Source organism: Sorangium sp. So ce693 (genome assembly GCF_051521375.1).
GTDB classification, from domain to species: Bacteria; Myxococcota_A; Polyangia; order Polyangiales; family Polyangiaceae; genus Sorangium; species Sorangium atrum.
Genome location: NZ_CP150347.1, coordinates 11,519,111 through 11,544,385, shown reverse-complemented (window position 1 = coordinate 11,544,385; position 25,275 = coordinate 11,519,111). Strand labels below are relative to the sequence as shown.

General features: G+C 72.9%; 20 protein-coding genes. 8 read left to right on the top strand and 12 right to left on the bottom strand.

Annotated features, from left to right (window positions below; genetic code table 11):
* Window positions 1–34 precede the first annotated feature (34 nt).
* Complete coding sequence (locus WMF14_RS43095) at window positions 35–1,858, bottom strand: Crp/Fnr family transcriptional regulator (protein WP_437796264.1); 1,824 nt, start codon at window positions 1,856–1,858, stop codon at window positions 35–37.
* A 13-nt stretch (window positions 1,859–1,871) separates the two neighbouring features.
* Between WMF14_RS43095 and WMF14_RS43090 the strand changes: the two genes are divergently transcribed.
* Together WMF14_RS43090 and WMF14_RS43085 are read left to right on the top strand one after the other, a co-directional pair.
* Complete coding sequence (locus WMF14_RS43090; RefSeq protein WP_437796263.1) at window positions 1,872–2,570, top strand: hypothetical protein; 699 nt, start codon at window positions 1,872–1,874, stop codon at window positions 2,568–2,570.
* Window positions 2,571–3,332: 762 nt separating this feature from the next.
* On the top strand, window positions 3,333–3,659 hold the full coding sequence (locus WMF14_RS43085; protein WP_437796262.1) for a hypothetical protein: 327 nt from the start codon (window positions 3,333–3,335) through the stop codon (window positions 3,657–3,659).
* 950 nt (window positions 3,660–4,609) lie between these two features.
* Here the strand turns inward: WMF14_RS43085 and WMF14_RS43080 are convergent.
* Together WMF14_RS43080 and WMF14_RS43075 are read right to left on the bottom strand one after the other, a co-directional pair.
* Window positions 4,610–4,837, bottom strand: coding sequence for a hypothetical protein (locus tag WMF14_RS43080; RefSeq protein ID WP_162144043.1), 228 nt, complete (start codon window positions 4,835–4,837; stop codon window positions 4,610–4,612).
* 180 nt (window positions 4,838–5,017) lie between these two features.
* Entirely contained in the window at window positions 5,018–8,467 is a 3,450-nt protein-coding gene (locus WMF14_RS43075; RefSeq protein ID WP_437796261.1) for a DNA translocase FtsK 4TM domain-containing protein, read from the bottom strand.
* Between the two features lie 298 nt (window positions 8,468–8,765).
* Here WMF14_RS43075 and WMF14_RS43070 point away from each other — a divergent pair, with 298 nt between their 5' ends.
* The 3 genes from WMF14_RS43070 to WMF14_RS43060 all read left to right on the top strand — a co-directional run bounded on the left by WMF14_RS43070 (window position 8,766) and on the right by WMF14_RS43060 (window position 13,083).
* Window positions 8,766–10,379, top strand: a complete 1,614-nt coding sequence (locus tag WMF14_RS43070) for a hypothetical protein (RefSeq protein ID WP_272102096.1) — start codon at window positions 8,766–8,768, stop codon at window positions 10,377–10,379.
* A 118-nt stretch (window positions 10,380–10,497) separates the two neighbouring features.
* On the top strand, window positions 10,498–11,652 hold the full coding sequence (locus WMF14_RS43065) for an FHA domain-containing protein (RefSeq protein WP_272102097.1): 1,155 nt from the start codon (window positions 10,498–10,500) through the stop codon (window positions 11,650–11,652).
* A 72-nt stretch (window positions 11,653–11,724) separates the two neighbouring features.
* The gene (locus WMF14_RS43060) at window positions 11,725–13,083 is read left to right on the top strand and encodes a L,D-transpeptidase (RefSeq protein ID WP_272102098.1); all 1,359 of its coding nucleotides are present in this window, start codon (window positions 11,725–11,727) and stop codon (window positions 13,081–13,083) included.
* 87 nt (window positions 13,084–13,170) lie between these two features.
* On the opposite strand, the gene WMF14_RS43055 is transcribed toward WMF14_RS43060, so the two are convergent.
* The 9 genes from WMF14_RS43055 to WMF14_RS43015 all read right to left on the bottom strand — a co-directional run bounded on the left by WMF14_RS43055 (window position 13,171) and on the right by WMF14_RS43015 (window position 19,961).
* Complete coding sequence (locus tag WMF14_RS43055) at window positions 13,171–13,509, bottom strand: ATP synthase F0 subunit C (RefSeq protein WP_012240589.1); 339 nt, start codon at window positions 13,507–13,509, stop codon at window positions 13,171–13,173.
* A 288-nt stretch (window positions 13,510–13,797) separates the two neighbouring features.
* Window positions 13,798–14,565, bottom strand: coding sequence for a F0F1 ATP synthase subunit A (atpB, locus tag WMF14_RS43050; protein WP_272102099.1), 768 nt, complete (start codon window positions 14,563–14,565; stop codon window positions 13,798–13,800).
* Between the two features lie 202 nt (window positions 14,566–14,767).
* Window positions 14,768–15,232: an ATP synthase subunit I gene (locus tag WMF14_RS43045; protein WP_437796260.1), complete on the bottom strand. Its 465-nt coding sequence runs from the start codon at window positions 15,230–15,232 to the stop codon at window positions 14,768–14,770.
* The gene (locus tag WMF14_RS43040) at window positions 15,222–15,590 is read right to left on the bottom strand and encodes an AtpZ/AtpI family protein (protein ID WP_437796259.1); all 369 of its coding nucleotides are present in this window, start codon (window positions 15,588–15,590) and stop codon (window positions 15,222–15,224) included. Before WMF14_RS43040 ends, WMF14_RS43045 begins: the two co-directional genes overlap by 11 nt.
* Window positions 15,591–15,718: 128 nt before the next feature.
* A complete protein-coding gene (gene rdgB / locus WMF14_RS43035; protein ID WP_437325735.1) occupies window positions 15,719–16,342 on the bottom strand; it encodes an RdgB/HAM1 family non-canonical purine NTP pyrophosphatase in 624 nt (207 codons plus the stop codon).
* Window positions 16,339–17,112: a ribonuclease PH gene (gene rph / locus WMF14_RS43030; protein WP_272102103.1), complete on the bottom strand. Its 774-nt coding sequence runs from the start codon at window positions 17,110–17,112 to the stop codon at window positions 16,339–16,341. The genes rdgB and rph overlap by 4 nt, the downstream gene beginning before the upstream one ends.
* A gap of 79 nt (window positions 17,113–17,191) precedes the next feature.
* A complete protein-coding gene (locus WMF14_RS43025; protein ID WP_437796258.1) occupies window positions 17,192–18,208 on the bottom strand; it encodes a murein hydrolase activator EnvC family protein in 1,017 nt (338 codons plus the stop codon).
* On the bottom strand, window positions 18,205–19,098 hold the full coding sequence (locus WMF14_RS43020; RefSeq protein ID WP_272102105.1) for a cell division protein FtsX: 894 nt from the start codon (window positions 19,096–19,098) through the stop codon (window positions 18,205–18,207). The genes WMF14_RS43025 and WMF14_RS43020 overlap by 4 nt, the downstream gene beginning before the upstream one ends.
* Before the next feature lie 41 nt (window positions 19,099–19,139).
* Window positions 19,140–19,961 carry a cell division ATP-binding protein FtsE gene (locus WMF14_RS43015; RefSeq protein ID WP_272102106.1) on the bottom strand — a complete coding sequence of 274 codons (822 nt, stop codon included), beginning with the start codon at window positions 19,959–19,961 and terminating at the stop codon, window positions 19,140–19,142.
* 104 nt (window positions 19,962–20,065) lie between these two features.
* On the opposite strand from WMF14_RS43015, the gene WMF14_RS43010 reads away from it, so the two are divergent.
* From WMF14_RS43010 to WMF14_RS43000, 3 genes are all read left to right on the top strand, one after another.
* A complete protein-coding gene (locus WMF14_RS43010) occupies window positions 20,066–20,914 on the top strand; it encodes a methionyl-tRNA formyltransferase (RefSeq protein WP_437796257.1) in 849 nt (282 codons plus the stop codon).
* A 111-nt stretch (window positions 20,915–21,025) separates the two neighbouring features.
* Window positions 21,026–22,165 carry a hypothetical protein gene (locus WMF14_RS43005; protein WP_437796256.1) on the top strand — a complete coding sequence of 380 codons (1,140 nt, stop codon included), beginning with the start codon at window positions 21,026–21,028 and terminating at the stop codon, window positions 22,163–22,165.
* A 24-nt stretch (window positions 22,166–22,189) separates the two neighbouring features.
* Window positions 22,190–25,240 carry a BamA/TamA family outer membrane protein gene (locus tag WMF14_RS43000; RefSeq protein WP_437796255.1) on the top strand — a complete coding sequence of 1,017 codons (3,051 nt, stop codon included), beginning with the start codon at window positions 22,190–22,192 and terminating at the stop codon, window positions 25,238–25,240.
* The last annotated feature ends 35 nt before the right edge of the window (window positions 25,241–25,275 follow it).

Genomic DNA, 25,275 nt, shown 5'->3' with positions numbered 1-25,275 from the left:
CGAGCCCCGCGCGGCTCTCGCTCCGCGCGCCGCCTCAGCCGCGCTGAGCGTTCATCGAGACGGACTGCGCCAGGATGGAGAGCAGCTCGGGCGTGCTCTCGAACAGCTCGCGCAGCGTGGGGTGGTCGGCGATGAGCACGAGCGCGCCGCCCCCTGCGGCGCGAGCGATCGACGGCGCCGGCTGGCCTCCGAGCAGCTCCGAGGCGAACAGGAGCTCGCCGGGCCTCGCCGTGCCGGCGATCGTCTGCGATCGCTCCGCGACCAGCTCCAGCGCGCCTGCGCCGATGATCACGAGCCCGGGGATGGGGTTGCCGGCATGGATGAAGTGCTCGCCGGGCGCCAGGCCGCGCAGCCGGAGCTGGCCGAGGACGCGGCGCAGCAGCGTGTCCTCGAGCTCGCCCAGCGGCCCCATCGTGGCGCCTGCGAGCGACTGGATCCGGTCTGCGACGGTGCGCAGCTCGTCGAGCACCCACGGGCAGCTGCGGAGCGCGTGATCGATGGTCGCCTGGTCCCAGATCGCCACCCGCGCGCCGTCCGCGCCGGCGACGACGCGCAGCGGGACGCCTTCCTCGAGCGTCCCTCGGGACGGCACGAGCGTCCTCGTCGCGGCGCGCTCGGCGGGGATATCGACGATGTTCGCGCACACGGCGGCGTCCCCGCGCAGGACCAGCGCCGCCCCGTCGACGGCGAGCTCCTCGTCGGACGAGAGGTCTTCCACGCGCGCTGCGAGCGCGAGCTCGTCGTGCATCTCCTCGGGCAGGTCCGCGAACGCCTCGATCTGCTCCAGATCGCGGCCGGTGAGGGCCCCGGCGGCGGCTGGCGCGGCGCTGGCCGCGCCGGGCCGCGGCAGATCCGGCGCGAGCTCCGGGGCGAGGTCGAGGGCCGCGCTCGCCCCCATCTCCGGCGGCGCGCTGGGCGGCGCGCCGAGCGCCATCGCGGCGAGGTCGGCGCTCTCGCCTGCGGCCGACCGCCGCCGCTCGACCGCGGGCACATCGACGAGCGGCGCCTCGGCGAGATCGGGGAGGGCGTCGACCGAGGCCGGCGCGCGGGCGTCGGCGGCGGACGCAGGCCGCGGCGCGGCGGTGGGCGCCTGGGCCGGGGGCTCCTCGTCGAGCGCGAGGTCCGCGTCGTCGAGCAGCTCTTCCACGGGTTCCGGCGCGGGCTCGCCCGAGGCTTCATCGAGCGCGCGCGGGCGCGGCGCCTGGACCTCGGCGCTGCCGGACGCGGGCTCGGTGCGGGGCGGGGTGGCCGTCGTCTGCAGGTCGTCCTCCGGCTCCGCTGCCAGTGGCGGAGGCGGAAGGCTGGCGAGCCGGGATGACATCGGCGCTTCGAGGTCGCTGTCGGAGAGCTCGATGACGACCGTCCCCTCGATCGTCGACTCCGCGGGCGACGCGTCTGTGCTCGCAGGGGGCTCGAGCTTTGCGTCGTCGCTCGCTGAATTTGCGGTGCCCTTTGCTGGAACGCTGTCGGCCGAGGCCCCGAGGTGTCCTGGGGGTTCGTTTCCGGTGGGCGTCGCCGGGCGGATGCGCGCCGCCGCTGGCGTCGGGGGCGCCGGAGGTCGCGCGGAGATCGGCTTCCGCTTGAGCGTCAGATCGAGCGGCGCTGCCGAGGTGATGACCTCGTCTTCCTCTTCGTCGCCCGGCTGTGGCGTCGAGGGATGCCTGCGGGCCACGAGGTACGTGTCGCCGTTCGACGTGATGATCTCCTGGGGAGGCCGCGGCGGCGCGGCTGGCTCCGCGTCCTCGGACCAGGGGTCGAGGATCGGTTCGCGCGGCCTGCGTTTGGAGCTGGTCGCTCCCTGTGCGGGCGCGGCCGTGCCTGTGCGGGCCGGGGTGGGCGTCGGGGCCTGAGCCTCCACGACGATCTCGCCGATGTCGTCGTCGCTGGGCGCGTGCTCGTCGGCGGGGGCTGGCGGGCTCGGGGCCTGGTGCGACGCCGATGTCGTGGGCGAGGCCGCTGCGGCCAGAGGTGCGGCGGATACCGGCGACGATGGCGCAGCGGGCGCCGCGGGCGGCGGGACGGACGCCGGCGACGGCGCGGCGAGCGGCGGCACAGCAGGTGATGGCGGTCGCGTGGCGACCCCCGAGGGCGCATCGGGAGGCGCAGCAGGCGGCGCGACCGGCATCGACGACGCCAGCGGCGGCGCCGCGGGGGGCGGAGGCGTGAGAGGCGGAGGCGCGAGGGGCGCCGGATGCGGCGTGGTGGTGGCCGAGAGCGACGGTGGACGCGTGGCTGGCGCCGGAGGTGCGCCGGGCGGCGGCAGCGCGCCGGACGGCGGCAGCGCGCCGGGCGGCGGCAGCGCGCCGGGCGGCGGCAGCGCGCCGGGCGGCGGCAGCGCGCCGGGCGGCGGCAGCGCGCCGGGCGGCGGTATGGCGGAGGCCAGCGTGGGCGGCGTCGGGGGAGGCAGAGCCTGCGGGTGTGGCGGCGTGCTGATCGGCGGCTGCGACGGCGCGAAGGACGGCGGCGACACCGGCGGGGGGAGCACCTGCGGGGGTGCAAGCACGCCAGCTGACGGCGCAGCGGGCGCCGGCACGGCGGATGGAGGCGGAGGCTGCGGGCGCGGAGGTTGAAAAGACGGCGGATGCGGTGCTGCCGCAGGCTGCGGGCGCGGGGGCGCAAAAGGCGGCGGGTGCGATGCGGGTGGAGACCCGAACGACGGCGGGTGCGATGCGGGTGGAGACCCGAACGACGGCGGGTGCGGCGCTGGTGGAGGCCCGAACGACGGCGGGTGCGACGCGGGTGGAGACCCGAACGACGGCGGGTGCGGCGGTGGCGGAAGTCCGAGGGACGCCGGATGCGGCGCTGGCGGAGGTCTGAACGACGGCGGGCGCGACGCGGGCGCGACGCCTCCCGGCGCTGGCGGCGGTCGCGGCTCCGCGATGAGGCTCGGCAGCGGTGGAGCAGGTGGCGGTACCGCCGGAAGCGCTGACGGAGGTCGCGGTGCCGGGGGCGGTGGCTCGCTCATGGAGCGTACCCCGGCGGGACGCGGGGGCTGCAGGGGGCTCATCGCGGGGTCGGAGCGGCCGCGCTCCGGCGACGGAGGCAGGGCAGACTGCAGCTCCTGCGGCGTGGGCACGGAAGCAGGCCGAGGGGGAATCGAAGACGGCCGCCGCGATGCTCCCCGCGGGATGGCCGGCGGTGGTATCGGGGCGGGCGGTGGCGCGCTCTGTGTCTTCGCCGGCGCTATCACCAGAAGCGGGTCCGTGGTGAGCTGCTGCCGGAACGACGGAACCCCCGGCGCAGGAGGCAGCGGCGGAATGGCGCTCGCCATGGGGGCAGGCAGCGGAGCCGCCGGCGGCGGCTGACTCCTGTACATCGCTCCGGCCTGGACGTTGGGCGCGGCCGTCGGTGGTGCCGAGGGGGCCGTCGGCGGCGCCGCGTGCGGTGGGTCGAGCCGCTGCGGGTACGCGGCGGGGGGCGGCTGCGAGCGCGAGACGGGCGGAGCCGCCGGAGCGAAGGGCGGCGGCTGCGAGCGCGAGACGGGCGGAGCCGCCGGCGCGAAGGGCGGCGGCTGCGAGCGCGACACGCCGGGCGGAGCCGCCGGCGCGAAGGGCGGCGGCTGCGAGCGCGAGACGGGCGGAGCCGCCGGCGCGAAGGGCGGCGGCTGCGAGCGCGACACGCCAGGCGGAGCCGCCGGCGCGAGGGGCGGCGGCTGCTGAGCGGGCGGCGCGGGGGAAAACGGCGCGATCGGTCGTGCTCCGGCGCCAGGTCCGCCCTCTGCATCCGGGCCGAGCGGCGGCGACGGCCGGGAAGATGCCGTCAGTCGCTCTGCTTCGGCCGCCAGCTCCGGCTGCGAGAGCGGTTCGAACATGTCGATCTCGATCGAGGGCATCGAGGCGCGCAGCTCCTGGGTGAGCGACATGCGGCGGCGCCAGGTCTGCTCGTCCGACGGCGGCGCTTCGTCAGAGGACGGGGGCGGCTTGTCGCCTTCGCTGTCGATGGTCTCCAGGAGATCGGGATCGCTCGGCTGCCCGACCTCCGAGGCCATCACCTCCTCGAGCGCCGTCACGCACAGCCCGAGCTCCGAGGCGCGGAACGGCTGCCCGGCCGCCCCGGCGGCGTCGGCCGCGCGTCGCAGCCACACGATAGCGTCACGCCGCTCGCCGCGCGCCCACAGCGCGCTGGCCGTGGAGATCCCCCACACGACATCTTCATCGTCATTCGGGTGCGGTTCGGGGAGGGCGACCACGCGGTTCGCCATGAGCAACACCACCTATCACAGGCCCCACTGCGGCCGTTTACCCCAGGGTACCGAGCGAGCCGACGTCCCGGATCGGGCGTCGCGCGAGCCCCGCGGCGCGGAAAGCCGCGCCACCCAGGAGCTTAGCCGCGCTCGCTACGGCACGTACAAATTACGGTACGGATGTCGCTTTTAGCGCTCGCCTCGCCGTCGCCTCGCCGTCGTTGCCCGTCAGAACCCGGTGCTGGCCCACATTCGCGAGGCGAACGCGGGTCCGGGGCGACGCTCCGACGTGAATTCGACGCAGCCCGACGTATAAGGAGCGAGCGCCGCGTGCGTCCGCGGAGCGCTCGGCCAGGGCACCTGGCCGATCCTGGTTGAGCACGGGGCACGCGCTGGCGCGTCCGCGGCCTGTGCAATGACGCCGGGTCAGGTGGAGCGCCGTCCGCCGATGCGCCGCGGCCGGCAGCCCAGGACCGCCGCGCGACGGCACATCTCCTCGACACCATCCCGCGATGCGGCCTCTCCGGGCATGCGTCTCGCGAGCCAGCCGATGAGCGTCAGCCCCGCTGCGCGGGCGTCTGCGGGCATCGTCCCGTCGTTCAGGAGGCTCGCGATCTGGGCAATCAGACGCGTGCGCGTTTCCTCGGGCGCCATCCTGGGTGCTCCATGAAGCATTCGAACGGGAAAGTCAAAAGAACCGCCATGCTGGCGCGCAGCCCCGTCGGCGGGCACCTCGACGCTGTGTGCTCCTCGACATCCCGTCTGTCCCGCTTGCCCGGGTCGGCCGCGTGCCAATACCCGTTGTGCAGTGGCGTCAAGATAAATTACATGGGGTCAAATCGGCGCGATCAGCACCTCGCGATCCTTGGCGCCGTTCGCGGGCCCGACGAGCCCGCGCTTCTCCATTGCCTCGACCAGCTTGGCCGCGCGGTTGTAGCCGACGCCGAGCTTGCGCTGCAGCCATGAGGTCGAGCAGCGCCGGGTGTCGGCCACGATGCGAACCGCGGCGTCGTACATCGGATCGGTCTCCGCGTCGGACGTGTCGGGCTCCTCGCCCTCGTCGTCTCGGGGCCGGAGGATCGCCTCGTCGTAGACGGGCTCGCCCTGGAGCCGGAGGAAGTCGGTGATCTTCTGGACCTCCTCCTCCGAGCAGAACGGGCACTGGACGCGGCGCGTATCGTTCGAGCCGTTCATCTTGATCAGCATGTCGCCGCGGCCGAGCAGGTGCTCCGCGCCCTGCTCGTCGAGGATCGTCCGGCTATCCACCTTCTGCGCGACGCGGAAGGCGATGCGCGTGGGGAAGTTCGCCTTGATCATGCCGGTGATCACGTCGACGCTCGGCCGCTGCGTCGCGAGGATCACGTGCATGCCGGCGGCGCGCGCCTTCTGCGCGAGCCGGGCCACGCTCGCCTCCACGTCCTTGCCCTGCTGCATCATGAGGTCGGCGAACTCGTCGACCACGATCACGATGAAGGGGATCTTCTCCGGCAGCGCCGCGTCCGATCCGTCCTTCGCCGCGTCGATCTCCACCTCGAGCCCGTCGGCGCCGACGGCGCTCACCTTGGCCGGGGGCTTCGGCGGGCGCGCCTCGCCGCGCTGCACGCGCTCGACCCAGGCGTTGTAGGTCGTGATGTTCTTCGTCCCCGCGTTCGCGAAGAGCTGGTACCGGCGCTCCATCTCGTCGACGGCCCACTTGAGCGCGTTCGCCGCCTGCTTCATGTCCGTCACGACCGGCAGGAGCAGGTGCGGGATGCGATCGAAGGGCGCGAGCTCGACGACCTTGGGATCGATCATCAGGAGCCTGAGCTCCTCCGGCGTCTTCCGGAAGAGCAGGCTCACCAGCATCACGTTGAGGCCCACGCTCTTGCCCGCGCCGGTCGCGCCCGCGACGATGACGTGCGGCATCGACGCGAGGTCGGCGAAGTACGGCGTCCCGATGATGTCGCGGCCGAGCACGCACGGCAGTGGCGCCTTCATCTCGACGAAGCGGCGATCCTCGACGAGCTCGCGCAGGTTGACGGGTAGGCGGTGCTCGTTCGGGATCTCGAAGCCGATGCGGTTCTTGCCGGGGATGGGGGCGACGATGCGGACCTTGCGCGAGAGGCCGAGCGCGAGGTCGTCCGCGAGCCCCGCGACCTTCGACACCTTGGTGCCGGCGGCCGGGGAGACCTCGAACGTCGTCACGGTCGGCCCCGGGTGGATCTCCTCGACCTTCCCGCTGACGCCGTAGTCGGCGAGCGTCTTCTCGAGGAGCTGAGCGGTCGCCTTCAGCTGATCCGCGTCGAGCTGGAGGCGCCCGCCCGCGGCTGCTTCGAGCATGTCCGTCATCGGCAGGCGGAAGCCCGCCCCGGTCGCCGGGACGACCTTCACCACGGCCGGCTTCTCGCTGACGAGCGCGCGGCTCGTATCGACGATCGTCGGATCGCGCGGCGCGACCGCGCGAGCCCGCTCCGGGCCGATGGCGGGCGGAGGCTCGCGGTGGGCCACCGCGGCGTCGTGCTCGCGCGCGGGCAGCTCGCGATGAACCACCGCGGCGTCCTGCTCGCGTGCGGGCAGCTCGCGATGAGCCACCGCGGCGTCCTGCTCGCGTGCGGGCAGCTCACGCACCGGCGGCTCGCGACGAGCCACCGCGGCGTTCTGCTCGCGTACCGGCGGCTCGCGGTGAGCCACCGCGGCGTTCTGCTCTCGCGCGGGCAGCTCGCGCCGGTGACGCACGGGCAGGATGGGCGACGGTGTCGGCACGTCGACCTCCTCCGGTTCTCCGAGAGCCGTCACCATCTCGTCGTCGCCCGGATCGAGCGCCGCGAGCTCGTCCTCGTCGAGGTCACCCTGCTCCTCGTCGAGGTCGCCCTGATTCTCGTCGACCTCGCCCTGCTCCTCGTCGACCTCGCCCTGCTCCTCGTCGACCTCGCCCTGCTCCTCGTCGATGTGCGCCTCGCCTCCGAACGACGGCTCATCGCCGTCCTCCTCGGCGGCGGCGCCGCGCGGCGCCGCGGGAGATGCGGCGCGACGCCGTGCTGCTCGGCGCTGCGTTCCCTCGCGCGGCTCGGCAACGCGCTGCGCCCGGCCGCGGGGCTCGGCGCCGCGCGACGCCGCCTCGCGCGGCTCGTCGTCCCGCGGCGCCGCCTCGCGGGGCTCGGCGCCGTGGGTCACCACCTCGTGCGCCTCACCGCCGTGGATCACCAGCTCGCGGGGCTCGGCGCCGTGGGTCACCACCTCGTGCGCCTCACCGCCGTGGATCGCCACCTCGCGCGGCTCGGCGTCGCGCGGCTCTGCCCCGCGCGGCTCGACGCCCTGCTGCGCCGCTTCGCGCGGCTCCCTGGCCTGCGCCTTCCGCCCGCGCCGCGGCTTCGCCGGGGCGGCCGGCTCCTCGGGGGAGGCGTCGAACGGCGCGCTCTTCCAGAGATCGAGCGCCGGCGCCTCGACGGGCGCCGGCTCGACGGGCGTTGCCCTGGCGGAGGGATCGGACGGCCGCTCGTCGGTGTCGTCGGCCAGCGCGGCGATGATCGCGTCGGGGCTCGAGTTGCGCGCGATGATCGGGGGCGCGCTCTGCGTCTTGGCCTCGGTCTGCCGCTCCAGGTCGCGCGCCGCGGCCCATGCCCCGAAGAGCGCGCGCGCCCAGCCGGCGACGCGCATCGCGACGGCGATCGCGAGCTGCTCGGCCCGGTGCGCGAGCTCGATGAACGAGAACGTCGCGCGGCCCATCAGGATGAGCGCGACGATGGTGAGCCCGATGATGTAGGACCCGATGTTCGAGAAGAGCGCGCGCAGCACCTCCCCGAACAGCTCGCCCACGGCCCCGCCGAGCGGCATCGCGCCGAACGCGACCGCGCGCGGGAACGCGACGTGCGCGAGCGCCGCGAGCACGATGACCACCACGATGTCGCCGCTCAGCCGGAACAGGCTGGCGATCGAGCGCTTCGCCCCGAGGAGCGGCATCGCGAGCAGCGCGAGCTCGAGCGGGACGAACCACGCGATGACGCCGATCGCCTCGATCGACGTCCCCGCGAGCGCGGCGCCCACGGGACCCACCCAGTCGTCGCCGGCGACCTCTGGCCGCATCGGATCCCCGCGGAAGGAGGCGAGCGCCAGCGCGCTGTACAGGGCCGACACAAGAAGAACCAGCGCCGCCGCATCCCGGGCGTAGCCATGGCCCGGCGGCGCAGCAGGACCGGCGATCCCTGCTGGGCTGGTCCGCGCGGCGCCGCGCGCCCCGGACCGCAAGGGCTCGCCAAGGCCGGCGGCGGGCTGGGCACGGCGAGGAGCGAACAAGGGGACGTGCATACCTACCTGTACCTACTTTGCTCACATATGCGCACTTCGCTCCGGGGGCAAGAAGTAGGGAGGGCCGTGCGCCGCGCGCGCCTGAGCTCGCCTGGAGGGCGAAACGCGCCCGCCTCCGGGCGGCGTGGGTCAGGGGAAGCAGGGAAGGGGAGCCGGGAGGGGCAACGAGGCCGCCTGCGCGCTGGAGTTCTGGCCAGATTTCGCGCAGACTTTGGAAAGGCTCCTCTCTATCCCGGCCTTGAAATTCTTTCAAACAGAGCGCTGCGGGCGGTACCATCCCGACCCTCCTGGGACGTGCATGGAAACTGTCGAACGAGCAGGGCGGCGCGTCGGCGCTGCGGGCCTTCTTTTGCTGTGCCTCGCGACCGCGGGCGCAGGGCTCGCGACGAGCGGGTGCCGCGTCAACGAGGACGACATCCACCGGTGGGAGACCACGGCGCACGGCCCGGACAAGCTCAGGGCGGTGCTGTTTCACGATAAGTACGACAGCTCGCTCCGCGTCGAGGCGGCCACCTCGCTCATCCGCATGAAGCCGCGGCAGGGCCGGCGCGTGGGCATCGGCATCATGGTCGAGACCCTCGCGACCATGGCGCCGGAGGCCCGGCAATCCATCGTGGCGGCGCTCGTGCCGTCGATCATCGCCGAGCTCAGGAAGCCGCCGCCCGTCGCGCAGCCAGGTCAGCCGCTCCAGCAGGACACGTCCTTCCCTTACAAGGACACGGCGTACGCGATGCTCACGTCGGATCGGACCGTGATCATCGCGGACGAGGGGCTGAAGGAGGGGCTCAAGGCCGCCCTCATCGACTGGGCGATGGCGGACTTCGAGCACCGGCTCGAGGACCGCTCGCAGGCCTACGGGATGGAGCAGCTCCTGCGCTTCATCGGCCCCGCCGCGGTGGCCGGCCTGCCGAAGCTGATGACCCGCGAGGCGAAGCGGCTCGACCAGCTGGCGTCGCTCGTGGCCGAGTACGGCGACCCGCCGACGAAGGAGGCCGCCTCCGCGAACCTGGTCGCCATCGCCAGGTTCGTCACCTCCGGCGAGTGGACCACCGTCAAGAAGCCCGAGCTCCAGGCGGCGAACGCCGCGTCGAAGCTCGACCCGACCGAGAAGCAGTTCGAGGCGCAGCTCGCGCAGTACCAGGAGGAGGAGCTGTTCCGGGTCTTCGGGTCGATGAAGAAGCTCGGCGGCCGGCCGTCGGTGGACTTCCTCCTCGGGTTCGCGGCGAACAAGGATCAGCCGGAGAAGCGCCGCCAGGCCGCGCTCGCCGCGCTCGAAGGCCGGCTCGATCGCAACAACCCGAGCGACATCCAGCGCATCCTCGAGATCGCGACAGCGGACGCGCCCGACGCGGTGCTCGACCAGGCCTTCCGTCGCGTCGGCGAGATGCCGCGTGAGCTCGTCGTCGAGAAGCTCTACGGCCTCTTCAAGACCGACAAGTGGAAGATCCGCCGCGCCGCCGCCGCGACCATCCTGAAGATGTCGACGGTGAAGCACATCGACGAGTTCATGAGCAGGCTCCCCGACAGCAAGGACAGCAAGGGGTTCGCCATGCCGGAGGCGCTCACGTACGGCGCGGCGCTCGGCGACCTGAAGGAGGGCTCGCCCGTCGAGGCGCTGAAGAAGCACTTCGCCGCGGGCCCCGCGGCGGCGCGGACGAGCGCGATCGCCTACTACTTCACCTTCGGCACGGCGGCCGATCTCCCGGCGGTCAAGCCGCTCGAGGGCGACACGACGCGCGTGCCGGTCTGCGAGGCCGACCCGGACTGCAAGTGGGCGTGCGAGGTGCAGAAAGAGGGATCGACCGAGCGCGAGCTCAGGGACGTGAAGACCGTCGGCGAGTTCGTTCAGTACTGCATCGAGCCGGCCATGCAGGACAGGAAGCCGGAGCTCGAGAAGGGCGAGAAGAAGTGACGCGCTTCTTCGTCCGCCGCGCGCGGCACGCGCGGCCCAGAGCCGTCAGTTGCTTGCAGGGAAGAGGCCGGGAGGAGGCTTCCCAGCGCAATTCATCCTCCATTATCGTTGGGTAGAGATGAGCGCGGATCCGAACAAGAAAAGCGCACGGACGTTCCAGTGTCGCGATGTCCTTTGGGAGACGTTCGAGCAGATGGCGCGCGAGCTCGAGTGCTCCATCGACTACCTCATCAATGAGTCGATGAAGCAGTACGCGCGGCAGCGAAGCTACAGCCCGCGCACGCCTTTCCCGCCGCCCGCCAGGGGCGACGCGGTGCCCCCCTCCGGGCACATGGCGGTCCCGCACGCTCATCAGGCCAGCGCGCCACCTCCCCTCGCGACGCCCCAGCCGCCCGGGCTGGCGACGTCCGGCTCGGCGCCGCCCCTGGGAGGCTTGCAGCAGCAGCCCGCAGCGGGGATGCCCTACGGCGCTTCGGCCGGGGCGCCTGCGTATGGCGCGCCGTCGCCGTACGGCGTGACGCCCGTCGGGCCAGGGCCGACGCCGGTCCCGGCGATCACGCCCCCTCCACCGCCTCCGGGGCAGGTCCGTGCGGGCGCGCCGCCGCCGCCCCCGCCGCCCCCCGGCAGCAGCAACGCGGGCGGCAAGCGGCCCAGCCTGCCCGTGCCGCCGCCCGTCCCGGGCCGCGTCGGCGGCCCGCCGCCTCCGCCGACCAGCGTGACGCGCCTCGGCGCGCCGCCGCCGCTCCCGTCCCAGGTCACGAACCCCGGCGGCCGCCAGAGCCTCCCGGGCGCCGCGGCGAGCCGCTCGGGGCCCCCGCCGCCTCCGCCGATGAGCAACGCCGCCGGCTACGCCTCGCCGATGGGACCGCCGGTGGCGCCGCCCCTCGCGCCCCCGCTGTCGCCGCCGCCGTACATCGCTCCGCCGCAGGCATCCAGCAGCGTGTCGGGGCCGCCGCCGATGGCCATGGGGATGCCGAATCAGGTGCCCGTCGGCCCGACGCTCGCCGCGTTCTACGCGGGGCAGCGGTTCGTTGTGAACAAGGATCGGTTCATCATCGGGCGCGGCAAGCAGTCGAGCGATCTGACGATCAAGGACCCGAACGTGTCGCGCCAGCACGCCATGGTCGAGTTCCTGAACGGCCAGTACTACATGGTCGACATGGGCTCGACGAACGGCGTCGAGTACAACGGCCAGCGCATCGCCCGGAAGGCCATCGTCGAGGGCGATCTCTTCCGGATCTGCGATCACGAAGTGCGCTTCTCCTACCGCTGAGCCCGCCGAACGCAGGCGCGCAGGCGGGAGTTTGGCTGGAGCGCAGGCGAGGGCTTAGGATCCCGCTGCAGGATGACCAAGCGTGGAGGCGCCGAGCTCGGCCCGCAGGAACGGCGCCGGGGCGCGCTGCGACGAGCGCGCCGGGGCGCGCTGCGCGGCGGCGCCGCGGTGGTCGGCCTCGGCGTGGCGATCTGGGGCGGAGCGGTCCTCGCTTCGCAGCTGCCGCCGTGGGTCTCGGCGGGCGACGCCCCGCTGCCGGCGTCGGTCAGGAGCGCGCGGGTGCTCAAGCGCGACCAGCCGCTGTTCGACGCCCCCGGCGAGGGCGCGCGCCGGCGCGGCTCCGTCGATCGCAACGTGCAGCTGCCCATCTTTGCGGCCAGGCGCGCCGGCGGATGCCTCGGGCGCTGGCTCGAGGTGGGCGCCGCGGCCTGGGTCTGTGACGACGCCGTCGAGCTCTCCGCCGCGGCTCCGATCAGCCCGCTGGTGCGGACGTGGCGCGAGATGCCGGATGGGCTCCCGTACCGCTACTACTTCGTCGGCCCCGACGGGACCTTCGGCTATCGGCGGGCCGAGGCGGCCGACATCGACGCGCCGGACGCGCAGCTCGAGCCCGGCTTCGCGGTGGCGATCGTCGAGGAGCGGATCGAGGGAGGCGCCCGGTACGGCCGCACGAACAGCGGCTTCTGGTTGCCGATGCGAGATCTCGGTCCGGTGCGCGCGTTCGCGTTCCACGGGGTGGACGTCGCGCCGGGCGCCGCCGAGATCGCGACCGCGTGGGTCGTGTCGGAGCGGGCTCCGCTCTACACGCGGACGGGGGCGGGCTTCACGCGGACCGAGGAGAGCAAGGTGCGGTTCGAGGTGGTCCCCTATCTGGAGGAGGCGCAGGGCGCCTCGGGGAAGCTCGCGCGGATCGCCGAGGGCGACGTCGCGGCGTGGATCTCGACCCGCGATCTCCGGCGCCCGTCGGTGGCGCCGCCGCCCGAGGTCGACGTCGAGGCGGGTGAGCGCTGGATCGACGTCGAGCGCTCGACGCAGACGCTCGTCGCCTACGAGGGGCGTCGCCCCGTGTTCGCGACGCTGGTCTCGACCGGCAAGGGCGCGCCCGGGTCGCAGCGCGCGACGCCCGCCGGCACCTTCCGGATCTGGGCCAAGCTGCTCACCTCGGACATGGACAACCTCGAGGACGAGGCCGCCGAGCGGTACTACCGGATCGAGGATGTCCCCTACGTCCAGTACTTCTCGAAGGGGATCGGGCTTCACGGCGCGTTCTGGCATCGCTCGTTCGGCCAGGTGCGGAGCCACGGCTGCGTGAACCTGGCTCCGCTCGACGCGCAGCGGCTGTTCTGGTGGACGTCGCCCCGGCTCCCCGCCGGCTGGACGGCCGTCCTCCCCACGGCGCACGAGCCGGGCACCGTCGTGCGCGTGAGGTAGCGGCAGGCGCGAGGCCCGTCGGGGTAGCAGTGAGCGGGGCGGGAAGGAGCAGCGGAGCCGGGCCCGATGGGCGCGGCGAGCGCTGGCTCAGGGGGCGATCTTGCCCTGGAGGAAGAACGCGATGACCCAGGAGAGGAGCACGAGCGACTCGATGAGCGCCAGGCCGAGGATCATCGGGGTCTGGATCCGGGCAGCGGCGCCCGGGTTCCGGGAGATGCCCTCCAGGGCGGCGGCTGCCGCGCGCCCCTGGCCCATGGTGCCGCCGAGGGCAGCGATGCCGATCGCGAATCCGGCAGCGACGGCGAGCCACGAGTTCGCGTCGTACTTGTTCGACGCCGCGCCATCCTGCGCCAGCGCCATAGCGGGAACCAGTACCAGCGCAGTGCCGACAACGGCGGACAGCGACAGCTTGCTCTTCAGCGACATCCGAATCTGCTCCTTTCAAGCCACACAGCCCGCGGGGCTGCATGCGAAACATCTGCGTGGGTCGGGGGCCGCGGGGCGGTCCCCCATCGAGATCCGGGGATCGCTCCAGGGACCTCTGCTGCTGCTCGGTAGGGGCCGCGCTTCCGCGAACCACCACCTTGTGGGGCAACCCATCGACAGCGGGGCCCCTCTAATCCGATTTTCGAGGGCTGGCTAGCCTTCTCTTCACCTCCAGCGCCATTCTCCGCGGCGCCGGTGGGCGGCTGACCAGGCGGTCAGGCGAAGCGGTCAGTGGTGGTCTGCCTTCTCGGTCGCGAGCCCGATGTAGATGCAGCTCAGCAGGCAGAACACCAGCGTCTGCACGACGATGACGATGATCGCCAGGAACATCAGGGGCACCGGGACGAACAGCGCGACGAGCCCCAGGAAGATGCTCGCCACGAGGTGATCGACGCCGATGTTGAGCATGAGCCGGATCGAGAGCGTGACCGGGCGGACGCAGGTGGAGATGACCTCGATGGGGAAGATGAGCGGCGCCAGGTACCACTTCGGCCCGGCGAGGTGAGCGAGGTAGCTCCAGCCGTTCTCCTTCAGCCCGTAGTAATTGAACAGGACGAACACCACGACCGCGCACCCGATCGTGATGTTCAGGTTCGAGGTCGGCGGGTTCACTCCCGGGATGAGCGCCGACGCGTTCGAGAAGAAGATGAACGCGGCCGAGCCCCCGATGAGCGGGAAGTACCGCTTCGCGTTCGCGGGCCCCATCACGTCCCGGGCCATCCCGTAGAAGTAGCCGAAGAACGCCTCGAAGAACGTGCGCAGCGTGAGCTTGTCCTCCGGGATCACCGACTCGTTCAGGCGCCGGTACTGGCCGCGGACCTCGCTGGCGAGGAGCACGAACAGCACCATGATCAGCAGGCTCATGAAGATCGGCTCGGTCCCACGGTAGTCCACCGTGTGGTGACCGATGAACGTCTTGCCGATGTTGCGAGCGTTCTCCCGGAGTCCGGGGAGCTGCGCCAGGAGGTACGTGAGGAACCCTGTGTGCTCAGGCATGGCTTTCGTCGTCGATGCGCCGCGCCGGCTGCCGCGCGGCTGTGCCGGTACGGCCGCGAGCGCTGGCGAGCCTTGTGGGAATTCGCCCTCGGGCGAGGGGCCTCGCCTCTACCACAACTCGTTTACGGTGGGCACCCTGCAGCGCGCCAAGTCTCCTCACGCGGCGCGGGTCGCCCTCGGCGGTGCCGGTTCCGGCGGGAGCTCAGCCGTGAGCGCCCGGCGGGCTTCCGTCCTCCGGGGGCTTCGGTCCGAACAGCGTCCCCAGGCTGATGCCGACGACGAGCGAGGCGTAGCCGACAATCAAGGCGACGCCCGAGACCATGTCGCTCTTCAGGATGAGCCACACGCCGCCCATCAGGCCGGTGAGCTTGATCATCGCGATCAGCGTCCACGACACCGTGTGGCCCCGGCGCGAGAGGAACGCGTCGACGATGCGCGCGAAGACGTACAGGTTCGCCGTCGCGATGGCGCCTCCGATGCACACGCCGAGCGCCGCGCGCACGCCGTACGCGAGCAGCGCGGCCACGGACAAGACCGCGGCCGTGCCGGCGACCCAGCGGAGCACAGACCGCATCGTGGCGTCCCCGACGCCGGGCCGCTCCTCCGCGTCGGGCTCCTCGTGCGGCGGGTCGCCCCCGGGCGTACCGGGCCTTCGCTCAGCGCTCATCGTTCCCCTTCGCGTCCTGCAGCCTGTCGGGATCGCGGACGTCGTCGCTCGAGCCTGTCCGGCGGTCGTCGTCCGGAGCGCGCTCGTCCTGCCGTGTCTTCCGGTCGTCGAACCTCGGCGCAGGGTTCCCCTGCTCGCGCTCCTCGCGCTCGGCCACGGCCTGCATTTCCTTCCACGCCCGGAAGACCGCCTTGCCGGCGGCGCCGATCCCGAAGAAGAACCAGAGCACCGAGAGGTACGGATCGGTCCCGAGCTTCCCGTCGAGCCAGCGGCCGATGAACAGGCCGACCAGCATGCACAGCACCACCTCGAGACCGACGGTCCCGTAGCTTCCGACGGCCTTCCAGTCCTGCTTCATCAGGGGATCCGATCACCGGGCAGTACTTGGGTGCCTCCGGTCGCGATTACAAGCGGTCCCGGACGGGGTCAACCGCCGTCCGGCGTCGCCGCGCCTGTCGTCCTACCGTCGCACCGTCGCACCGTCGCTTACCGTCGCGCGACCAGCGCCTCGAGCGAGGAGCGCATCGCCCGTGCGGCCTTGCCGCGGTGGCTCACGAGGTTTTTCTCGGCCTCGTCGAGCTCGGCCATCGTCCGTCCGTAGTCCTCCACGACGAACAACGGATCGTATCCGAAGCCGCCCGCGCCCCTGGGCTGCCTGCCGATCCGCCCCTCGCAGCGCCCTTCGGTCACGATGGGCTGCGCCTCGGACCGCGGATCGAGCAGCACCATCACGCAGCGGAAGCGCGCCTGGCGCCGGTCGTCCGCGACGTCCGCGAGCGCCGCGAGCAGCGCCTCGTTGTTCTCCGCGTCGGTCGCGCCTTCCCTCGCGAAGCGGGCGGACCGGACGCCCGGCCGGCCGCCGAGCGCGTCCACCTCGAGCCCCGAGTCCTCGGCGAGCGTCACCATCGCCGACCGGTGCGCCCCGGCGCGCACCTTGAGGAGCGCGTTGTCCAGGAACGTCGCGCCGTCCTCGACCACCGGCGGCGCGCCCGGGAGCACCTCCGCGAGCGAGAGCACCTCGATCGGGAGGTCGGAGAGCAGCGAGCGCAGCTCCACGAGCTTTCCTCGGTTCGACGTCGCGGCGAGCAGGCGCAGCGGCTCCCGGCTCACGCGACCCTCCAGCGATCCGTCTGGAACAGGGCGGAGAGTTCGACGCCGGCGCTCGACAGCGCCCGGTGCTGCGCGCTCGCGAGTGACGCCACGCCCGCGAGCGCGAGGTCGGTCATGCGATCGAGCTCCGCCCGGGGGATGGCCTCGTCCTCGGCCGTCGCCTGGACCTCGACGATCGAGCCGACGGCCGTCGCCACGACGTTCATGTCGACGCGCGCCGAGCTGTCCTCGGTGTAGACGAGGTCGAGCGCGAGCCCGCCCGGGAGGTGGCCCACGCTGATCGCCGCCACCTGATCGCGGAGCACCGGCGCCTCGAGCGATCCGGCCGCGCGCATCCGGTCGAGCGCCAGCGCGAGCGCCACGAACCCGGCGGTGATCGACGCGGTCCGCGTGCCCCCGTCCGCCTCGAGGACATCGCAGTCGATCGCGATCGTCTGCTCGCCGAGCTGCTTGAGATCGATCGCCGCCCGGAGCGCGCGGCCGATGAGCCGCTGGATCTCCTGCGTGCGCCCGCTCGGGGCCTTGCCCCGCCCGTCGCGCGGCTCCCTGCGGGCCGGGCTCGATCGCGGGTGCATCTGGTACTCGGCCGTGAGCCAGCCCGCGCCCTTGCCCATCATCCAGGCGGGCACCGTGGGCTCGACCGACGCCGTGCAGAGCACGACCGTCCTCCCGGCGCGGTAGAGGACGGATCCCTCTGCATTGCGGTGGAACCCGAGGATCATCTCCACGGGGCGGTGGACATCGAGGGCGCGGCCGTCAGGGCGATTCACGCGGCCGCCTTAGCACACTTCGCGCGTCGCGCGGGCTCGCCTCGCGGCGGCGGGCGAGGAGCCCTGCGGACCCGCGCCGCTACATCCCGAACCAGGGACCTGGGTCGATCACCTCGGCGCCGCGCCTCAGCTCGAAGTACAGCTTCGCGCCGCCCGGTCCGCTCGCGACCGTGCCCACCCGCGCCCCGCCCGGGAGCTGATCGCCGGCGCGCACGTCCGCGGCGCCGAGGTTCGCGTACACCGAGTAGAGCCGCTCGCCGTGATCGACGATCACGGTGAGCCCGTAATCCGCGTACGTGTCGGCGAAGGCCACCCGCCCCGCCGCCACGCTGCGGACCGGCGCGCCGTCCAGCGCGGTGAGCTCGACGCCGGGGCCGCCGGCGCCGCGGCGCGACACCTTGCGCACCTCCGCGCGGCCGGCGATCGGGAAGGGGAGCCGCCCCATGAGCGAGCGGAAGCCGGCGCGGCGATCGAGCTCGGCGGGCCCGGTGTCCGCGCCGTAGATCGCGAGGTAGTCGGGGCGCACGCTCGTCTCGAACGCGCGCGAGAACGCGGCGCGGCGCTCCTCCTCCTGGGCCAGCGCGACCCGGGCGCGGTTCATCGCCTCGCGGTGCACCTCGAGGGGCGCGCGCTCCGCTCCGAGGTGCGTGAGCCGGTCCGCGAGCTCGGCGCTGCGCCGGGTCAGCTCCGCCTCGCGGGCGAGGTCGCGCTCGAGGGCGAGCCGGGTGCGCTCCACGCGGGCGGCGTGGTCCACCAGCGCGTCGAACCCGCCGCCCACCGGGAGGAAGCCGGCGCGGACGTGGCGGTAGTACGCGCGCCCGCGCGCGATCATCCGGCGGCGGGTGAGCTCCAGCGCGGGGCCGATCGCGTCGAGCTCCGCGCGCAGCGCCTTCTCCTCGACGTCGAGCTTCGCGAGCAGGCGATCGAGATCGTTCTCGGCCAGCGCCGAGCCCGGGCGCGCCGCCGGAGCCGGGGCCCTGGCCGCCAAGGCGGACGTGGGCGCCGGGGCGTCGGCCGCCGGCACCGCGGCGCCGCTCGTCGCGGCGCCGGTGAGGAGCGCCAGCGCGAGCGGCGCGAGCCGGATGCGGCGCCTCACACGGCCACCATCTTGCGCAGCGTGAGCAGCGCGGTCGTGGCGCCGAGCGCGGCGCCGAGGGTGACCATCCCGAACGCGACCTCCCAGGGCAGGAACGACGGCGAGATGCCGAGCAGGTTGGCGAGCTCGTGATCGAAGCGGCCGCGCACCATCATGAACAGGCCGCCCAGCACGAGCAGCGCGCCGGCCGCGCCGGCCGCGCCCTGCGTGGCGCCCTCGACGATGAACGGCCGGCGCACGAAGCCGTCGGTCGCGCCGACCAGCTTCAGCACCTCGACCTCGATCTTCCGGCGATGCAAGAGCAGGCGCATCGTCGAGCCGATGACGCTCACGACGGCGCAGAGGACGATCGCGGCGAGGCACGCGCTCGCGGCGACGCCGCCGCTGAGGAGGGACGACAGCCGCTCCGTCCAGCGCTGGTACGTCTCCACCGTGTCCACGGCCGGCAGGGCGCGCAGCTTCACCGTCATCGAGGCGAGCGCCTCGTCGGAGACCTCCTCGGTGAAGCCGACCTCGAGGGACGCGGGGAACGCGCTCGGCGGAAGCGCGGCGAGGGCCTTGTCGCCGTCGTCGTGCACCACCTCGCGGCGCGCCTCGGCGCTCGTCACGAGCCGCACCTTCTTGACGCCCTCGGTGCCCTCGAGCGCGCGGGTCAGCTCCGCGGTCTGCGCCTCGGTCGCGCTGTCGCGCAGGTAGACCGTGGCGCGGCCGGCGCGCGACCAGCGATCGCGCACCGCCATGAGGTTCGTGACCACGAGGAGGGCCGACGCGAGGCATACGAACGCGACCGCGAGCGAGAAGATCGACAGCGCCTGCAGCCGCCAATCGCTCCTCCCTGCCCGCCAGGTGCGAAGCCATCTCCGCCGATCGTCACGCTCGCTGGTCTGCATCCGGTTCCCTCTATCCGTCTCGTGAGGCGGAGCCCTCGGCGCTACGCTGCGCCGCGCACGCCGCTATCCATCTCGTCCTCGTCGCCGCCGTCCACGAACTCGCCGCCGGACCCGAGGCCGTGCGGCACGTCGGTCGCCTTCCCGTCGTCGAGCACGACCACGCGCCGGGGGCGCACGTCGAGCAGCGTCCGATCGTGCGTCGCGAACAGGACGGTCGTGCCGGTCTCGTGGATGTCCTCGAAGAGCCCGAGCAGATCGATCGCAAGCTGCGGGTCGAGGTTGCCCGTCGGCTCGTCCGCGAGGATCAGCGTCGGCTCCCCGACGATCGCCCGCGCGATCGAGACGCGCTGCTGCTCGCCGCCGCTCAGCACCTGCGCCCGGTCGCCGCCGCGCCCCGCCAGGCCGACGCGCTCGAGCGCCTCGCCGACCCGGGTCCGGAGCAGGCGCGACGGGAGGCCGAGCACCTCCAGCGTGATGGCCACGTTGTCGAACACGGTCCAGCTCGGGACCAGCTTGAAGTCCTGGAAGACGAAGCCGATGTTGCGCCGGAGCGCGGGGATCGACGCGTCGGTCAGGCGCGCGATGTCCCGGCCGAGGAACAGGATCCGGCCATCATCGACGCGCTCGGTGCGGTGCACGAGGCGGAGGAGCGTGCTCTTGCCCGAGCCGCTCGGGCCCGTGATGAACACGAACTCGCCGCGCTCGATCGAGAGCGACATCCCGCGCAGCACCGGCTGATCGGCGCGGTACGATTTGTAGACGTCCTCGAAGACGAGGATCGGCCGGCGCGCGGCGGACGCGTCGTAGCGGTGGCCGGGCCGGAGCGCCGGACGAAATGAGCCTTGCAGAGGGGGCGCCGCCATCGGAGCCTTCACCTATCAGCCTGCTCGCACACGGAAAACTTTTCGGCCGACGCTCGGGCGAGCGCCCTCTGCGGGTCGCCTTTTTTGGCCTCCCGCTGGCGGCGTTGCTGCTCCACGGCGACGGTCACGAGATCGCGATCGCCGCGATCAGCCGCGCCGACGCCGTGGGGCTCCGCCGGGCCCGCCGGATCTTCGGCGCGCGCCTCCTGCTGCGTCCCGACGTCGAGCGCCCGGAGCTCGCGTCGCGCGTCGAGGCGCTCGCGCCCGATCTCCTTGTGAGCTGGTTCTGGACCACGCGCCTGCCGATGTCGCTCGTGAAGGCGGCGCGGCTCGGGGGGATCGGCGTGCACCCCTCGCTGCTCCCCCGTCATCGCGGGCCGGATCCCACCTACTGGGCGATCGCCTCGGGGGACGCCGAGAGCGGCGTCACGGCGCACCGGATCGAGGCGGAGTACGACACCGGCGACATCCTTGAACAGGAGAGGCTCCCCATCGATCCGGGGTGGACCGCGTGGCAGCTCGCCCGGGCACTCGACCGGCCGAGCCTCCGGGTCCTGCGGCGCACGGTCGCCCGGTTTGCGCGCGGCGAGGAGGTGGCGGGGGTCGCCCAGGATCCGGCGCTCGCGACGCAGGCGCCTGCGCCTGACGACGAGGCGTGCGCCATCTGCTGGTCCTGGCCGACGGAGCGCGTCCTCCGGCACGTCCGCGCCCTCGCGCCGGCCCCGGGCGCCTGGACCGAGATCGAGGGCGCCTGCGTCATCGTCCTGCGGGCCGCGCCGGCGGCGAGCTTCCCTGAAGCGCTTGCGCCCGGCGAGGCGGTGGTCGAGGGCGGGGTGGTCCTGGTGCGGACCGGTGACACGGCCGTCGCGCTGCTGGAGGGGGAGATCGACGGAGAGCCGGCGTCGGTGGATGAGCTCGCGGCCCTCGTGGCGTCGGGGGCGTCGCGCGGGTGACCGCCGGCAGGGGGCGTTTGGCGGCCGGCGGGGTCGCCTGGCCGGCTCGCGGCCATCGAATCCTGAGCCTACGCGCGCGCGACCGCGTAGGATGCGCCCCTCGGAGGATTCATGTCGGAACCCGCGCAGCTTGCGAAAAGCGCCCGCGAACTGCTCGCCGCGGCGCTCAATGCGCTCCAGTCGAACGGGGGGGTGTCGCCTGAGATCGAGGCGCTCGCCGAGCCGATAGCGCAGGCGATGGGCATCATGCACCGCATCGAGCGCTCCGGGGGCCAGGCCCTCGACGGCAGCGAGATCGCGCTCGGCCATGTGCGCGACGTCCTGAACCGTCTGCAGAGGATCACCGCGGCCGATCCGGTGGTGGACGTGCTGATGGAGCACGTCGCCTCCTCGCTGAGCAAGGTCAACGCGCTGAGCAGGGCGCAGGCCGCCGGCGCCTCCGCGCAGCCGCGTGCGCCCGTGGCGGCGGCCGCGCCAGCGCCGGTTGCGCCTGCACCTGTGGCGGTGGCCGCGTCAGCGCCGGTTGGCCCAGCGCCGATCGCGCCAGCGCCCGTGGTGGCGGTGGCCGCGCCAGCGCCGGTTGCGCCTGTGGCGGTGGCCGCGCCAGCGCCGGTCGCGCCAGCGCCGATCGCACCTGCGCCCGCGCCAGCGCCGTTCGTGTCTGCACCTGCAGCGGTGGCCTCGCCAGCGCCGTTCGCGGCTGCACCTGCAGCGGTGGCCTCGCCAGCGCCGTTCGCGCCTGTGCCCGCGGTCGCCGTGGCTGCGCCCGCCCAGCACACGCTGCCCTCGCCGCAGCAGCCGCGGCGCGCGCCGGCGCCCGCGTCACCCGCTTACCCGGCCGCATCGCACCCGTCCGCGGAGCCGCGCGTCGCTCCGCCGCCCCAGGCCATGCCGCAGCCCGTCGACCACCGCACGCCTGCCGCGGTCGTCGATGTCGAGCTCGGCGCTCTGACGCCGTCGAACTTTTACAAGGGACTCGCAGGCAACGATGTCATCGAGCACGGGGGCATCTTCGTCGCGACCTACAAGATCCCGCCGACGGGCTCCGTCGTGACCCTGCGTGTCCGCCTGCCGGGCAACTACGAGTTCACCGCGCAGGCCGCGGTCCGGTGGACGCGCGAGGCCGGCGGATCGAGGGATTCGGCCGAGCCAGGCTTCGGCGCCCGGATCACGCAGATCTCGGCGGAGGGCCGGCAGCTCGTGTCCCGGTTCACGCGCAACAGGGAGCCGCTCTTCTACGACGACCTCTGAGGTCGCCACGCCGCATCGATCTTGGTGAACTCCTCTCCCGCGCGCGCCGGCTCGCGAGCGAGCCGGCCGCTCCACCGCGCAGCGTCCGTCCTCTCAGCCGTCGCCCTCGCGGCGCTGCTGCTCCTCGCGCCGCGGCCGGCCCGGGCGACGGGCGACCCCGAGCTCGCCTTCTGGACGTTCGAGACCGCCCACTTCCGCGTGCACCATCCGCAGGGCCTCGAGCCCATCGCGGCGCGCATCGCCTCGCTCGCCGAGACGATCTACGGGCGCGTCGAGGATGCGCTCGGCTACGCCCCGCAGGGCCGCACGGAGATCCTGATCACCGACGACTCCGAGATGGCGAACGGGTCGGCCGGCACGCTCCCCTACAACTCGATCCACCTCCTCGCGTCCGGTCCGGACGACCTGTCGACGCTCGGCGACTACGACGACTGGTACCTCGATCTCCTCACGCACGAGTTCACGCACATCGCGCACATCGACAACACGTCGGGGATCCCGGCGATCCTGAACGCGATCGTTGGCAAGACGTTCTCGCCGAACCAGGTGCAGCCGCGGTGGATCATCGAGGGGCTCGCCGTGGTGAGCGAGAGCCACCACTCGAGCGGCGGCCGGATGCGCTCGAGCATGTTCGACATGTACCTGCGCGCCGACGTGCTCGAGGACAACATCGCGGGGCTCGATCAGATCTCGAGCTCCGCGTTCCGCTGGCCGCAGGGCAACCTCTGGTATCTCTACGGATCGAGGTTCCTGGGCTGGATCATCGACGTCTACGGGCCCAACACGATGCGCGCGGTCTCCGCCGACTACGGGGCGTCGCTCATCCCGTGGGGGATCAACCGCGCCATCCGCCGCGTGACCGGCAGGACCTACGTCGAGCTGTACGAGGGCTGGAAGGACCACCTCCGCCAGCTCTACCGAGCGCAGATGGCGGCCGTCGAGGCGCGCGGGCTCCGCGAGGGCGCGCGGCTCACCTACCACGGGCGCACGGCGCTCTACCCGCGGTTCGTTCCGCCCGCCGCGCGCCGGACCGATGCAGACGAGATCGTCTACTTCCGCGACGACGGCAGGGAGCGCCCCGGTATCTACCGCGTCTCCCTCGCCGCGCCCGCGCCCGGGAGCGAGCGCCGCGAAGCGCTTGTCGCGCGCACCAACGCGCCCTCGCGACCGGCGTTCACGCCGGCGGGTGACCTGGTCTTCACGGCGCTCCTGCCGTGGCGCAACCACTACTACCGGAACGATCTGGTCCTGCTCCCGCGCGGCGAGGCGGCGCCGGACGGCGACGAGCCCTCGCGGCGCCGGTTGACGCAAGGCCTCCGATCCTCGGCCCCGGACGTGAGCCCGACCGGAGATCTCGTCGCCTTCTCCCTCAACAGCAAGGGCACCCGCTACCTGGAGATCGCGCGGCTCTCCAGGGATGGGGCCCTGTCCGAGCGGCGCGATCTCGTCCCGAGCGCCCGCTTCGAGCAGGCCTACTCCCCGTCGTTCTCGCCCGACGGCAAGCGCCTCGCGTACAGCGTCTGGACCGCCGGCGGCTATCGCGACATCCGCGTGGTGGACGTCGCCACCGGCAGCTTCCGACAGGTGACCCGCGATCGCGCGACCGACATGAACCCCGTCTGGTCGCCCGACGGCGAGACGCTCTATTTCACCTCCGATCGCACCGGCATCCACAACGTCTACGCCTACGACGTCTCGTCCGGCGCGCTGCGCCAGGTCACGAACGTGAGACTCGGGGCCTTGCACCCGGCGATCAGCCCCGATGGCAAGACGCTTGTCTATGTTGGATATACCTCTCGCGGCCACGACCTCTTCGCCATGCCGCTCGATCCGGCGCGCTTCCTCCCGGCGCCGCCGCCCCCGGGCGATCGCCCCGATCCCGCCGCCGAGCCCTCGGCGGCGCGGCTCCAGCGCGTTCCTTACAACCCGCTTCCCACGCTCGCGCCGCGCGCGATCACGCTCGACTACGCGCCCGGGAGCTATGGCTCGAACGCGCTCACGGTGAGCGTGACCGGCACCGACATCGTCGGTCGCCACACGATCTTCGGCGAGCTCACCGTGCAGCCGGACGCGCCGGCCCCGAACGTCCTGCTCGGGTACAACTACGGCCGGCTGCCTGTCGACCTCGGCGTCCGCGCGTACCACAACATCTCGCCGCGCGGCGGCTACCGCATCAACGGTCGAAACGTCGTCTACGACGAGCGGACGATCGGGATCTCCTCGGGCGTCAGCTATCCGATCCGCGGCGAGTTCTCGCGGCATACCCTGAGCGCGTCGTTCGGCAGCGCCGCGTTCAAGGGGCAGCTCCCCATCGGCGACAAGCTCGACCCGTATGCGCCCCGCACCATCCTCCCGCCGCGGGGCACGCTGAACCTCGCGCACCTCGGCTACGCATTCTCGAACGCCGAGGGCTCGATCGACGCCGCCGGCGCGCCGCGCGGGGTGTCGCTGAACGCTGGCCTCGATTACGCCGGCCCGGAGACGGGCAGCAGCTATACGTCCTACGCGTTCTCGACGGCCCTCACCGCCTACGTCGCCATGCCCTGGTCAGGCGATCACACCCTCGCGTTTCGCGTCGCCGGGGCGGTGTCTGGCGGCGACTTCCCGCGGGGCGCCAACTATGGCGTGGGCGGGTACGATCTCGAGAACCTCACCCTCGTCGACACATTGCTCACCGGGGTCACGAATAGCTCGTTCACGCTCCGTGGCTACGCGCCGGGCGCGATGTTCGGCCGCTCCTATTTCTCGCAGACGTTCGAGTACCGCGTGCCCGTCCTGCAGCCTGACCGCGGCCTCGTGACGCTGCCGATCTACCTGCGCCGCATCGACGCGAGCCTCTTCCTCGACCACGGCGGCGCATTCAACCGCTTCGAGATGGACGAGCTCGCCCTCTTCACGCAGAAGAGCCCGCTCTACTCGCCCCAGCTGCACGCCTCGGTCGGCGGCGAGCTGTGGCTGAGCTTGAACCTCGGGTACGTCCTCTCCTCGCAGATGCGCTTCGGGTACGCCTATGGCCTGAGCGATCTCGCGATCCCTGGCGGTCAGTTCTACTTCGTCGCGACGAACTCGTTCTGAGCGCCGCGCGACTGCTGGAAATTTTGCCCGCGCCG